This is a genomic window from Solirubrum puertoriconensis (assembly GCF_001483135.1).
In the GTDB taxonomy this organism is placed as follows: Bacteria; Bacteroidota; Bacteroidia; order Cytophagales; family Hymenobacteraceae; genus Solirubrum; species Solirubrum puertoriconensis.
In genome coordinates, this window is the sequence record NZ_LNAL01000006.1 from 538,947 (window position 1) to 552,443 (window position 13,497).

Consider the following 13,497-nt stretch of genomic DNA (forward strand, 5'->3'; position numbering starts at 1 on the left):
AGCGGCCGTCAGGTGTACGGCGGCTAGTGCCTTATTCCGTTGTTCCAATTGCTTGTTACCATGCGCCCCATCCCCCGCGATACTGCCTTCGATAGCTCCCTCGATTTACTGCGCGAGGGGTTTCCGTTTATCCTCAACCGTTGCCGCCGCTACCGCACCGATATTTTTCAGATGCGCATGCTCGGCCTGAAAACCATTTGCCTGCACGGGGCCGAAGGAGCGCAGTTGTTTTACAACGACGAGTACTTTGCGCGCAAAGGCGCCATACCCAAACCCGTGCAGAAAACGCTGCTCGGCGAAAACGGCGTGCAAACCCTCGACGACCAGCAGCACCGCTGCCGCAAGGCAATGTTTATGTCGGTGATGACGCGGCCCAGCATTCAGGTGTTGCTCGATCGGCTGCACGAGCAGTGGCGCCGCTCCGTAGCCCGCTGGGAAGGCCAGCAGGAGGTGGTGCTGTTCGAAGAAGTGCAGGATATCCTGTGCAGCGGGGCGTGCGCCTGGGCCGGCGTACCGCTGCGCCAGAAAAACGTGCGCAAGCGGGCTGCCGATTTTGCTACCATGGTTGACGCCTTCGGCACCATGGCCCCGCGGCACTGGCGCGGCCGGGCCGCCCGCCGCCGCTCCGAAAAATGGATTATGCGGGTGATTGACAAAGTGCGTCGCGTCGAAATCATCGTGCCCGAAGGCTCGCCTGCCTACGCCGTAGCCTTTCACCGCACGCCCGAGGGCAAGCCGCTAAGCCGGCACATGGCCGCCGTGGAGCTGATTAACCTGATTCGGCCCATCGTGGCCATTGCCTGGTACATTACGTTTGCTGCGTTGGCCTTGCACGAGCACCCCGAAAGCCGCCCTAGGTTGCTGCACGAGCCGGGCTACCTCGAGCTGTTTGTGCAGGAGGTGCGCCGCTACTATCCGTTTGCTCCATTCCTGGGTGCCCGCGTACGCCACGACTTCGAGTGGCAAGGCTACCAGTTTTCGAAGAACACGTTGGTGCTGCTCGATGTATTCGGCACCAACCGCGACGAACGGCAGTGGCAGCGGCCCGACGACTTCTGGCCCGACCGCTTCCGCAACTGGCAGGGCAGCCCGTTCGATTTCATTCCGCAGGGCGGCGGCGACTTCCTGACGGGCCACCGCTGTGCCGGCGAGTGGATTACCATTGAGGTAGCCAAGCAGGCCGTGCAATGGCTCGTAAACCTGGCCTACGAAGTGCCCGAGCAAGATTTAAGCTTTAGCCTGTCGCGGATGCCCACGTTTCCGCGCAGCAAATTCATCATGCGCAACGTGTGGCGGCTTGATGCGCCCTGGCAAATAGAAACCGCCGGGGCTGCTGGTGCGGGTGGTTGCCCGTACCATGCTACCCGGCCCTAGGTGTGTAGCGCGGGCTTCAGCCCGCGTTTGCCAGAACGATTGGCTAATGCGCGGAACTGCCCTGACGAGCACCGTTCCAGAAAACGCGGGCTGAAGCCCGCGCTACCGGATGCTTGCTAACCCTTGCTCACCTTATCAATGATGTTCTGCACGCCCTCGATGCGCACCTTTTGGCCGGTGTCGGCGGCGCGGTAAATGGCTTCAATCAGCTGCATATCGCGCAGGCCCATTTCGCCGGGTACGCGGGTGGGCTGGTTGTTGAGCACGCAGTTGGCAAAGTCGTCCATCTGGCGCGCTTGCTGCGGCACGTTCTGGATGTTCAGGGGGCCTTGGCTGGTGCGACCCGAAATGCCGCCGTAGCCGAAGGCCGGCTGCAGTTCCATCCAACCTTTGGCGGCCTCGGCGCGCAGGCGGCTGCTCATATTTTCGGCGTAGCTGGTGCGGCAATCGGCTGCGCTGCCATCGGTAAACTGCAGTTGCCAGTTGATGCCGGCTTCCACTTCCTTAAACAAGTTGTTGTTGGGTTTGGGCGTGTACTTAGCTGTAACCGATACCGGCAGCTCGCCCTTGGTGTATACCACGCCTTGCAGGCAGTAAATGCCCAGGTCCATCAGCGGGCCGCCGCCGGCTAGCTCCTTATCCACGCGCCACGGGGTGTCGTTGTCGAAGCGGAAGCCGTTGTCGGCCAGCAGGCGCTGCACCGGCCCGTACACCTGCTGCTGACCTAGGCGCATCATTTCGCGGTGGTGCGGCTCGAAGTGCAAGCGGTAGCCGATGCTCAGCATTTTGCCGGCTTTGCGGCAGGCCTCGATCATGCGCCGGCACTCCGCCGACGAAATAGCCATGGGCTTCTCACAGATGACGTGCTTGCCCGCCTGCGCCGCCCGCACGGTAAATTCTTCGTGCATGCCTACCGGCAACACCACGTACACAATGTCGATGTTGGGATTATCGGCAATGCGGTCGAAGGTTTTGTAGTCGTAGATGTTCTGCTCGGGCAGGTTGTATTGCTGCTTCCACTTAGCGGCTTTGGCCGGAGTGCCCGTAACAACGCCCGCCAAGCGGCACAGTTGCGTTTGCTGCAAGGCCGGCGCCAGCTGCCCGGTGCTGTACTTGCCCAGGCCCACCAGTGCTACACCCAATTTGCGGCCTTGCTGCAGCGCCGCCAAACTCGCCGGGCCATAACCCACCTCCGCATCAAACCACGAGCTGAGAGGGGAAGCTAGGCCCGACGGACCAAGCAGGGTGGCGCCCATGCCCAACGAAAGGGTGCGCACAAAATCGCGGCGCGACGCGGCAAAAGCCGGATCGAAGTTGCTGAAACCTAGGTGCATGGCAATACTGATTGGTGCATCAGCACTTACCTGCGCCGCCGGTATAAGGTTGTGCCCGAGCTGACGTTGGGCAAGCTAAGCGCTGGCCTAGAAATTGAGTTGGGCCTGCAGGCGGAGCAAACCGCCGCGCTGCCGGTTGCCCTTGGTTTGCAAATCCTCGAAACGCCGCGACGACAACGTGTACATCGGCACCAGCTCGAAAAACTTAACCGGTTGCCATTCCACGCCCACCTCTAGCTCGCGCACCGAGTAACTGCGGGCGTCGCGCTCGTGCTTTTTGCCGCCTTGGTAGTACTGCCCGCGCACAAAGGGGTAAAACTGCTGCTGGCCCACGCGGGCGCGGTAACTGAGCGTGGCGTAGCCGCCGTGCAGCCGGCGCGTTTCAATGCTGTCGGTGCTGGCGTTGAACTCGGGGCCGCGCCCTACGTTGTACTCAGCCTGAATGCCAAAGGGCTGCGGATAGAGCACAAACGTGGCGGCGGCGCGGTCGTCGGGGTAGGTGAGGTCGGGGCGAACTTTTACGCGCGGCGAGAGTTGGTCTTTGGCTAAGGTGTATTCGCCGGTGTACGCCTGCACGCCCGGTTCAATTATCTGGCTACCAATCTGAATGGGGTAGCTTACGCGGGCAACCAAATGCTGGCCGTTGTTTAATTCGGAGCGGTTAGCGGCCTGCCCGTTGAACACCCCAAACCCCACCACGCCGTAGTCGCCCGAGCCTTTTAGCCCTTCGCTCACCAGCGTGGCAAGGCGCTTCCGGATGCTGGCCGGCGCCCAGTACACAAACGCACCTAGGTCGCGTTCGTTGGCCAGGGCGCTGTTTAAGGCATCGTTGCGGTCGAGGGGGAGGCGCTGCTGGCTCGATTGCATGTTCTCGAAGCCGTAGGGCACCTTGCTCTGGCCCAGGCGCAGGCGCCAGGTGCTGGTGGCGTTCAGGCCCAAATCGAAGTACGCATCGCGGATTTGCGCAAACTGCCCCGTGTTACTACCGCCGGGCGTGCTGGCAAAATCGGGCTGCAGGTAAAAGTACACGCGCGGGTGCAGCTGCCCGTACACAATCAGCCGGATGCGCCGAAACGAAAATCCGCCGTTGTCGCCCCACGACCGGTCACACTGCTCGCACTTCAGCTGGGGGTTGGTTTCGAGCAGGCGGTTGTAGCGCAGCTGCATGTACCCCCTGATGGACACCGCCTCAAACCATTCTTTTTTGCGTGCCTCGGGCTGGCTGGCCGAAGGCAGAACCGCCGTTGCCTGCCGCGTCGTATCGGCCTGCTGACCGAGGGCTGGCATGGCCAGCAGCAGCATCGCGCTTAACAGATATTTCATGCAAAAACAACCTCGGGGCAAAGTGAGGCATTTACTGTTACCCCTAGGTCAAGGGCCTGTTAAGCCTGTGTTACGATGCGCCTGCCAAACACCCGAAGTTGTGGTTTGCCCTGAATGAGTTGGGTTGTGCCGACACAGGCCCTAGGTAAGGCTTACACTGACCAGCAGACCAAAAAAGCAGCGCCGCCTATGTATCAGGGCATTGCAGTGGCGCGCTTCGGTTAAGGCTGAATGGCAACAAGTTGCGTAGTTGAGCCAAAAGAAAGGTACAGCACCATTCGTATAAAAAATTTAACTGAGTTGTTACCTCAGCGTGAAATCTGCGTAGGTATGTGACATAATCGATACTGAAATTAACTTTTCTTACTTATGGCAACCTCCAACGACCAAAATCGCCACGAAGCGCGTCATCTCGAATTTGAACCCAACCGCCAAAGCCGCAGCGGCCAAAGCGACCAAGATAACTCGTCGTCCTCGTCGTCATCGGGCAGCTACTACGGCAGCAAGCATGGCGTACAGGCCACCGGCCAGGGTGCCGACAACCAGCGCGAGCAGTCGTCAGGCAACAGCTGGATTTCGCGCGGCAATAACCGCACGTGGGTAGGCGCCTCGCTGGGCGTACTAGCCGCCGGTGCGTTTGTAGCCCTCACGCGCGACAAGTGGTCGTCGTGGGGCAGCAGCCTCAGCAACCTCGCCGATAAATCGGGCCTGACGGGCAGCCGCTCGGGCCAGGGCGAAGAAGAGCAGGGCAGCAGCAACCAGCGCCGCGGCTCGCAGCAAAGCACCGCCAGCGCTAAAGGTAGCAGCTCGCAAAAGTCGGCTTCGAGCCAAAAAGGCAGCCAAGCCGATGCCTCGCTGAACCGCGAAGCCGCCAGCGGCATCAAGTCGAGCCCCTCGTCGAGCAAATCCTTCACCGACGAAGGCGCAACCGGCAACAACGACTAATAACACAACCCGGCTGGGGGGCTTTGCCGCCCGGCCACCTAGGGCTTTGCTCCGCCAACAAGCGGTACATGCCAATACACAAAAGCGCTGCGGCACCGGATTTTCGGCGCCGCAGCGCTTTTGTTTTCAATGATATGTAAACGAGTGTCTGGAAGCCCGGCCTGCGTAGCCACGTCGGGCCGCAGGCCGGCGTAGTTAAGCTTTACTCCCGCTTCGTTCACCCTAAGCACGTCATTCCAAGCAGGGTCAGAAATTTGGCCAGATAGCAATGAATACCTAGCGTCAGCACGCGAGATGTCTCGCTTGGGCTCGACATGACGTTCCTGAGTCAAGCTTGACTCGCCTAACTGCATTGAGCAGTTGTTGGGCGAGGCGCTCAAACACATTTTTGGGGTTGGAGAATAGGGAAAAGCTGGTTCGGGCAGCAAGAATATTGCTCAATTAGAAGGAACATAGCTTATACAATCGAATGGCTGTTCTTCCCTAGACGGAGCATATCAACTCGTGCGTTGCCAGCTAGGGTACTTGCGTGGTGGCCGGATTGCTGATGCGGAACCCCACGCCGAGCAGCCCGTGCACTGCCAGGTTGGTAACGTTGGCGTGGCCGTCTTCGATGGGTACGCGCACGTACGCCGCCGTTGCCCGGGCCTCGGCTTGCACAAACCACCTAGGCGCAAAGGTGTAGCGCTTGGCAATGCCCACCTCCACCACCGGCCCCGATAAAAAGTAGCCAGTGCCAAACAACCCGCCACGCTCCGGAAAAGCCTTGTTGCGCACCGTCGACTCGGGGTGGGTAATAACGGCCCCCGCGCCGGCAGCCCACGTAAAGCCGTGCCGCTGCCATAAGCGCGTAAGCGTAACCAGGTTGAAGCCATCGGTAATGGAAAAGCGTTGCACCTCGGGCGGGCGGTTGCGCAAAATGATTTTGTGGTGCGTAAGGCGCAACGCCCAGCCTTGGTTGCCACGCCAGGTAGCCAGGCGCACATCGTAGTACACGGGCGGCCGAAACGGCTCGGTGCGGTAGCGGGCCCGCAGCCTAAGGGTGGCCACCTCGCGCTGATAAATGCGCAGCGGCGAAGGCACATTGAGGGCGCCGCCACCCGACACCGCGGCCTCCCAAACGCGTTGTTGGCCTTGCCCTAGGTGTGGCCAAGCGGTGCAGGCCAGCAGGCCCAGCCAGGGGTAAACTGCACGGTACATAAGTGGTATTCCTCTTGTGCTTGGGTGGCAAGAGGTGTTGCGGCCTACAGCCCGGTGCCATTTGGCTAAACGTGCTCTGTGCAGTGCGGTTAAGGCCGAGTTGCCCTAGGTGCTGCCAAGCGCAACTACCTTGGGCAGCCAACAACAAGAAGCGGCAGCCGGAAAACCAGCTGCCGCTTCGAGGTAAGCTAAAGCAATTGTTTAACTAAGAATAAACTAGAGGCCGGAGCCGCGGTTTACGTCATCTTCGTCCGATGACATGCGGCGCTGGCGCATGGGGTCGTCGGAGTTTAGGCGCTCCACGTCCACGTCGGTGCGGCGCACCGTGTCGCGAATGGTTTCTTCGCGCTCTTCTACTTCTTTGCCCAGGCGCACTTCTTCCACCACGCGGGCTTCCTTGTTCACGATGGGCACCTCGGCACGCTCGGTAATCTCCATTTCGCCTTCCTTGAAGTTCTGAATGTCGGCTTCCGAGGCGGGGCGGTTCACGGGGTTGCGCTCAATCCAGGCATGCTCCTGGCGCAGGCGCAGGTGCTCCTCCACGGGGCGCTCCACAATGCGGCTACGCAGGCGCATGGCGCCGGTTTCTACTTCGCGCTTGCCCACTTGCAGATTCTCTTCGATAATCGGAATCGACTGATCCGTCATATCAGTGCCGCGGCCTACCATGTCGCGGCTGCTCATGCCGCTGGCGGTGGTGTCGGTGCCGGCCGTCATGTTCTGCTGTTGGCTCATGTTTTGGGCGCCCATGCCCGTCCAGCCGCTGCGGTACTGCTGGGCGCGCTCATCCACGTCAACGGCGCCGCAGCGGTCGAGCACCTCGGCGGCACGCTGGGCTTCGGTTTGATCGGTGGCGTGCACGGTTACCATAGCGCCGCGGCGGGCCACTTCGGAGTACTTCGATATTTCGTCGTCGGTGGTGAACAACGAGCGGAAAAAGCCGCTGATGCTGTCGTCGTTGGTGCTGCTGGTAGTGCTTGTGCTTGTGCTGCCCGTGGTGTTCTGGGCCGATATATCTATGTGGTCGCGCGTTACACCCATGCTTTCGAGTTGTTGCGCGGCTTGTCGGGCTTGGTTGGCATCGTCGAACATGCCAATTACGGTTTGTGCCATGGTACTAGGATTAGGGTTGTTGGTTGGGTTGGGTAAAGAGCGAGCTAGGTTTAGCCCGCGGGTTGGTTAGGATCATTCATCACCCGCTCCACGATAATTTCTTCTTTGCGGAGCGTAACAGGTTGCGTTGTTTCGGCTTGCACTTGGCGTTTTGTAATGCGCACTTCCTCCACAAACAGGATGCGCTTTTCGACTGCCAATACCTCGCGCAACACCGGCATAATGGTGGTGTCGCCTTCGTAGCGCACGGCGGGCGGGGCTACATCCACGTATTGATTAATAGGCACCCGCTCCACCTCAATTTCTTCGCGCACGGTGGGTGCCGTTATTTCCTGGTGTTCTTCGTGTACTTGCTTGGTTACCCGAATGCGGCCCGTTTCTACCACGCCGCGCTCTACCTGCAGCTGCTCCGCAATTACCGGAATAACCACCGGCTGCTCGGGCTGCACGAGGGGCTGGTTCGAGGCGTTGGGCGGGGTCAGGTTTTCGGGCGGTTGCATAGGAGCGTATGGGTAGTAGCCGGCTGATGCGGAAATCGATTAAAGCCAACTATGTAGTTTTTGGAATGGGCTTACGCGGCTCAAAACCTATTGTTATTGTTCAGTTGACCAGAACAAGTCCAATAAATGGTTGAGCTAACCAGCAGCCCGGCGGTTCAAGCGCAGCCATAAAGCGCTACTGTATTGAGGCTTGCAGCGACCGTATAGTTGAGGTAACAACCCCGCTTTGGGCCTGCAATAATGGCGGGCAAATTTCCGGGTGGTGGTAATGGCCTGCGGCGCGGTTAGCTACGGTTCATCCGGCTCAGGCTACACTTCGGTAGCAACAAGTGGATATGGGGGAGGCCGCACGGCCACATTTGAATCGTCACTCAGCCGCTACCCCCATGAAACGTTTGCTACTCCTCGTACTGCTGCTCCTGCTGGCTGCCCTAGGTCGGGTGTGGGCCCAAACGGCTACCACCCTCAGCGGCACCGTGCGCGATGCGCAGGGCCAGCCGCTGCCCGGCGCCAATGTGTTTCTGAAAACCACCTTCGATGGTGCCACCGCCGATTCGCTAGGCAAATTCAGCTTCAGCACGCAGCAAACCGGAACATTGCCCTTAGTAGCTACCATGCTGGGCTACGAGGTGCAAGAGCAACCCGCGGCACTCGACGGCGCGGCCAAGCGCTTTGCCTTAGTGCTGAAGCCCGTGCGCAACCAGCTCGGCGACGTTACCATCACGGCCGGCGCCTTCGAGGCCAGCGACGAGAAGCGCAGCACCGTACTTACCACCCGCGACGTGCAAACCACCGCCGGCGCCCTGGCCGACATCAACGGCGCGCTGAACACCCTGCCCGGCACCAGCAGGGTGGGCGAGGAGGGCAAGCTGTTTGTGCGCGGCGGCGCAGCCGGCGAAACCAAGCAGTACCTCGATGGCCTGCCGTTGCAGAGCCCCTACAATGCTAGCGTAGCCGGCGTGCCGGCGCGGGGCCGCTTTTCGCCCAACCTGTTCAAAGGCACCGTGTTCAGCACGGGCGGCTACTCGGCCGAGTTCGGGCAGGCGCTGTCGGCGGTGGTGGGGCTGAAATCGTACGACCTGGCCGACGAAACCCAAACGGGCGTGTCGTTGCTGTCGGTGGGCCTCAGCTTGTCGCACCAGCAACGCTTCGAGCGCAGCTCGGTAGCCGCTACTCTCGATTACACCAACCTGCAACCCTACTACGGCATGGTACCGCAGGAGTGGGGTTGGCTGAAAGCGCCGCAGGCCCTAGGTGGCTCGGTGGCCCTGCGCCAGCGCACCGGCGACATGGGCATGCTGAAAGTGTACGGCGCCTTTACGCGCTCGGAGTTTGCCCTGCGCCAACCCGACCCCGACTTTGCCGGCGGGCGCCCCATCGGCCTCGAAAACCAAAACCAGTACCTCAACGCTACGTTCCGGAGCCCGCTGCGCCGCGGCTGGAGCCTGCAAACCGGCGTGGCCGGCACCCGCGACGAGCAAACCGTGCGCCCCGACGCGCAGTACCTCCACGACGTGGAGCAGTCGGTAGTGGGCCGCGCGGTGCTCACCAACGATTCGGCTGGTACCTATTTTAACCTTAAGCTCGGTGCCGAGGGCCTAGGTCAGCGGTACCAGCAGCAGTACCAAGCCTCGGCCGAAGCACCCCGGCAGCGTCTCGGGTTCGAGGAGGCACGGGTGGCTGCCTTTGCCGAATCGGACATTGCCTTCAGCAACAACTTGGTGGCCCGCGCCGGCGCCCGCGCCGAGTACTCTAAGGTGCTGGGCCGTTGGAACGCCGCGCCGCGCCTGGCCCTGGCTTATCAGCTAAGCGAAGGCGAGCAGCTGTCGGGGGCGTGGGGCTATTTCTACCAAACGCCCGCCAACGACCTCATGCGCATTGGGCAGTACGTCGATAACCTGCGTTTCGAGCGGGCAGTGCATTATTTGCTTACGTACCAGCGCATCAAAAACAACCGCACCTTCCGCACCGAGGCGTACTACAAAGACTACGCTCACCTCACGCGCTACGAGGGCTCGGCCCTCACCACCAACGTGCCGCTGCCCTTTGTGCCCGCCGCCTACCAAAGCACCGGCCTCGGTTACGCGCGCGGGGTAGATGTGTTCTGGCGCGACCGGAAATCGGTGCGCGGGCTTGATTATTGGGTTAGCTACGGCTTAGTGGATACCCGCCGCCAGCAGCGCGCCGACCCTCAGCTAGCCGTACCCACCTTCGCCTCGCGGCACAACCTCTCGGTGGTTGGTAAATACTGGATCAACAAGCTGCACACGCAAGTAGGCGCCACCTTCAGCTACGCCTCACCTAGGGCCTACTACAACCCCAACCTACCCGGCTACAACCAAGCCCGCACACCCAGCTACCAGGATTTGAGCGTGAACCTGAGCTACGTTACCTCGCTCTGGAAAAACCTGACCATCGTGCACCTCTCGTGCTCCAATGTGCTGGGCCGCGACAACGTGTTCGGCTACCGCTACGCCAACACGCCCGATGCCTCGGGTACTTACCAAGGCGTAGCCGTTACGCCCTCGGCGCCGCGCATGGTCTTCGCCGGCCTGCTGATTTCCATCAACAAGAAACGCCCGGCCGATACCAATACGGCACCGGAGTAGCCGAGTGTAGCGCGGACTTTAGTCCGCGTTTGCCGGAACGAAACCCTTAGGGCAGAACAGTGTGGTTCCGGTCGTTCCGGCAAACGTGGACTAAGGTCCGCGCTACACTGCGTCTGCTTTCGTCTTTCCTGGGATGCACTTCAGCCGGCTGATCCGACACTTCAGCAACACAAAATTTCAAGTGGCCCTAGGTCGCCACACCTTTGAATCATCAGACAGGCACTACGCCACTCACTAACTCCCAAACCAACGCCCCTGCCATGAAAACCTCGCTGCTCATCCTCGCCCTCACTGCTGCTTCGTTCAATGCTTCGGCCCAGCATAAAGCTACCCCGGTGGCTGCCACCCAAACCGCCCACGCTGGTTACTCCGACATGCTGGCCACCACCGTGCGCGAGCTGATGAGTACCGGCGACCCGGCCCAGCTGAAACAGACCTACGCCAAGCTGGAGCGCGCCGCCGCCGTAGCCCCCGCCGATTGGCTGCCGCGCTATTACCAGGCCTACGCCATGATGCTGACCACCTTCGTGAGCAAGGAAGAGGGCGACGTGAAAGACAAGTACCTCGACCAAGCCGAAGCCGCCTTGGCCAAAGCCCGCAAGCTGCGCGGCGACGAATCGGAGCTGCTGGTGCTGCAGGCCTACATCTACCAGGCACGCCTAGGTATTTCGCCCATGATGCGCTCGATGAAGTACTCGCAGATGGTTACCGAAACCCTGGCGCAAGCCAAAAAGCTAAACCCCGCCAACCCGCGTGCCTACCTGGTAGGGGCCAACAACGTGTACTACACGCCCAAAATGTTTGGGGGCGGTGCCGAGGCCGCCAGGCCACTCTTCGAAGAAGCCAAAACGCGTTACGCAGCCTTCAAGCCCGCTTCGGAAATGGCTCCGAACTGGGGCGAGCGGCAAGTGCTGGGCCGCCTGAAGCAGTACGAGCAGACCACGGCCGCCAAGTAGTAGTACCGCCCTGCTGAGCAGCGCGGCCACGCCACTACAACGCAGTGGATTGGCCGCGCCGGCTTGCTTACCTTCAGGCGCCACCGCCCTAGGGCAAGCTCGCCACACGGCGGCTATGCTCCCGCGCAGGCTAGGTTGTTTTACTGGTCGGCAATTCAGGAACCGACACATTGCAGTTGCCCATGTCTACGCTGTTTCCGCCCACGCAGGAAGAACGCGACGCGCTATACGCCCACAGCCACCAAATGCCGCCCGTGCGGTTTTGGAAGCGCTACACGCGCGGGCGCTGGTTGCGGCTGGGCCTCACCGTTCTGCTGCTTACGTTTTGCATCGGCACCTTTGCTTGCACCGAGTGCTGGGGCGACGGGCGCAAAATGGCCGTGAACTACACCATGACGTTTGTGTACTCGCTGGGCTTGTGGCTCACCAATGGCTACGCCGTCGATTGGCTCGATCGGTACGCCAACTGGCGGCGCGAACCGGTAAAGCGCTTGGTGCTCACGCTGCTCACCTCGTTGGGCGGCTCGCTGGTCGTCATTACAGCTATCAACTTCTGGTTTCTGGTAATCTACCGGGGCTACGACCCATCGGTGATGCTGAAGCCCGGTGTAATGGCCCGGGTGATGTTTCCGCTGCTGATAACCACCATTATTTCGTTGGTGCTGCACAGCCGCTCGTTCCTGATGAGCTGGCGCGAAGCCCTGATTCGCAACGAGCGGCTGCAAAAGGAAATGGCCCAGGCCGAAGCCGAAACCCTGCGCCAGCAGCTCGATCCGCACTTCATGTTCAATGCCCTGAACGCGCTTACCTCGCTGGTAGAGGAGGAGCCCAAGCTAGCGGTGCGCTTTATCCGGCAGCTTTCGCAGGTGTATCGCTACGTGCTCGATGCCCGCGGCCGCGACGTGGTGCCCCTACGCGACGAGCTGGAGTTTGCCCAATCGTACTTGTTTCTGCAGCGCATTCGCTACGGCGAGGCCTTGCAGGTAGAGATGCCCGAGCCCGAGAGCGTGTCGGCGTTTGCGGTAGTGCCGCCCCTAAGCCTGCAGCTGCTGCTCGAAAACGCCCTGAAACACAACGTAGCCACGGCCGGCCAGCCCTTGCACCTGCGCATCGAGCTCGACGCGGCAGGTCAGCGTCTGCGTGTCATCAACAACCTACGCCCGCGCCGCCTCGCCCCCGGCGAATCGACGGGCATTGGCTTGCCCAACCTGCAGGGGCGCTACCGCCACCTCACCAACGAGCAAGTGCAGGTGCAGCGCACCGATGCCGAATTTGTGGTAACCTTGCCCGTGCTGGAGCTTTCGGCGGCCTGAGTTTAAACCTATCCTGATTACCCCACACATTCATGACTGCGTTCATCATCGAAGACGAGCCGTTGGCCGCTAAGCGCCTTGCCGATTTGCTGCGCCGCCAGCAGCCCCCCGTGCAAGTGCTGGCCACTGCCGATTCGGTGGAGGCTGCCGTAGTCCTGCTCGAAACGGCTGCCACGCCGCCCGAGGTGCTCTTTCTGGATATTCATTTGGCCGATGGGCTGAGCTTTGAGCTGTTCGAGCGCGTGGAGGTGCGCTGCCCGGTCATTTTCACCACGGCCTACGATCAGTACGCCCTGCGCGCTTTCAAAGTCAACAGCGTTGATTACCTGCTGAAGCCCATCGACGAGGAGGAGCTGCAAGCGGCCCTGCACAAGCTGCGGCAGTTGCGGGCAGCCGCCCCGGTCGCGGGCCCTAGCGCCCTCGGTCTCGACCCCGCGGTGCTGGCGCAGGTGCTGCAGCAGTTGCAGCCACAGCAACAGCAATACAAAAAGCAGTTTGTGGTGAAAGTAGGGGAGCACCTGAAGGTGATACCCGTGGAGCAGGTAAGCTACTTTTTCAGCCTCGAGAAAGCCACCTTCGTGCAAACCCGCGAAAACCGCCGCTTCGTGCTCGATCAAACCCTGGAGCAGCTCGAAAAGATGCTCGATCCGCAGCAGTTTTTCCGCCTCAACCGGGCTTACCTGGTGCATCATGCTGCCATTCAGGACATTATTCACTACACCAACTCGCGCCTGAAAACCACGCTGCAGCCCGCTTCGCCCGAGGGCGACGTGCTTGTGAGTCGCGAGCGGGTACCGGCCTTCCGGGCCTGGCTCGATCGGTAATGCTCT

The 13,497-nt window shown here is 60.9% G+C and carries 11 protein-coding genes; 6 read left to right on the forward strand and 5 right to left on the reverse strand.

Features of this window, described 5'->3' with window-relative positions:
* Positions 1-60: 60 nt before the first annotated feature.
* Positions 61-1,374 (forward strand): CYP152 family fatty-acid peroxygenase CypC, encoded by a 1,314-nt coding sequence (gene cypC, locus ASU33_RS07120; RefSeq protein ID WP_078062948.1) that lies wholly within the window; start codon positions 61-63, stop codon positions 1,372-1,374.
* Between the two features lie 116 nt (positions 1,375-1,490).
* On the opposite strand, the gene ASU33_RS07125 is transcribed toward cypC, so the two are convergent.
* Positions 1,491-2,708, reverse strand: coding sequence for a Gfo/Idh/MocA family protein (locus tag ASU33_RS07125; protein ID WP_059069660.1), 1,218 nt, complete (start codon positions 2,706-2,708; stop codon positions 1,491-1,493).
* Between the two features lie 87 nt (positions 2,709-2,795).
* The gene (locus ASU33_RS07130) at positions 2,796-4,031 is read right to left on the reverse strand and encodes a porin (RefSeq protein WP_059069662.1); all 1,236 of its coding nucleotides are present in this window, start codon (positions 4,029-4,031) and stop codon (positions 2,796-2,798) included.
* A 369-nt stretch (positions 4,032-4,400) separates the two neighbouring features.
* Between ASU33_RS07130 and ASU33_RS07135 the strand changes: the two genes are divergently transcribed.
* The gene (locus tag ASU33_RS07135; RefSeq protein WP_059069664.1) at positions 4,401-4,976 is read left to right on the forward strand and encodes a hypothetical protein; all 576 of its coding nucleotides are present in this window, start codon (positions 4,401-4,403) and stop codon (positions 4,974-4,976) included.
* Between the two features lie 516 nt (positions 4,977-5,492).
* On the opposite strand, the gene ASU33_RS07145 is transcribed toward ASU33_RS07135, so the two are convergent.
* The 3 genes from ASU33_RS07145 to ASU33_RS07155 form a co-directional block, all read right to left on the reverse strand.
* Positions 5,493-6,176, reverse strand: a complete 684-nt coding sequence (locus ASU33_RS07145; RefSeq protein ID WP_059069668.1) for a hypothetical protein — start codon at positions 6,174-6,176, stop codon at positions 5,493-5,495.
* 216 nt (positions 6,177-6,392) lie between these two features.
* On the reverse strand, positions 6,393-7,289 hold the full coding sequence (locus ASU33_RS07150; protein ID WP_059069671.1) for a YsnF/AvaK domain-containing protein: 897 nt from the start codon (positions 7,287-7,289) through the stop codon (positions 6,393-6,395).
* Positions 7,290-7,339: 50 nt separating this feature from the next.
* Positions 7,340-7,789: a YsnF/AvaK domain-containing protein gene (locus ASU33_RS07155; RefSeq protein WP_078062949.1), complete on the reverse strand. Its 450-nt coding sequence runs from the start codon at positions 7,787-7,789 to the stop codon at positions 7,340-7,342.
* Positions 7,790-8,175: 386 nt separating this feature from the next.
* Between ASU33_RS07155 and ASU33_RS07160 the strand changes: the two genes are divergently transcribed.
* The 4 genes from ASU33_RS07160 to ASU33_RS07175 all read left to right on the forward strand — a co-directional run bounded on the left by ASU33_RS07160 (position 8,176) and on the right by ASU33_RS07175 (position 13,491).
* Positions 8,176-10,398: a TonB-dependent receptor gene (locus ASU33_RS07160; RefSeq protein ID WP_059069673.1), complete on the forward strand. Its 2,223-nt coding sequence runs from the start codon at positions 8,176-8,178 to the stop codon at positions 10,396-10,398.
* Positions 10,399-10,658: 260 nt separating this feature from the next.
* Positions 10,659-11,354 (forward strand): hypothetical protein, encoded by a 696-nt coding sequence (locus ASU33_RS07165; protein ID WP_059069675.1) that lies wholly within the window; start codon positions 10,659-10,661, stop codon positions 11,352-11,354.
* 182 nt (positions 11,355-11,536) lie between these two features.
* Positions 11,537-12,667 carry a sensor histidine kinase gene (locus ASU33_RS07170; RefSeq protein WP_149867089.1) on the forward strand — a complete coding sequence of 377 codons (1,131 nt, stop codon included), beginning with the start codon at positions 11,537-11,539 and terminating at the stop codon, positions 12,665-12,667.
* A gap of 32 nt (positions 12,668-12,699) precedes the next feature.
* Positions 12,700-13,491 (forward strand): LytR/AlgR family response regulator transcription factor, encoded by a 792-nt coding sequence (locus ASU33_RS07175; RefSeq protein ID WP_059069679.1) that lies wholly within the window; start codon positions 12,700-12,702, stop codon positions 13,489-13,491.
* Positions 13,492-13,497 lie beyond the last annotated feature (6 nt).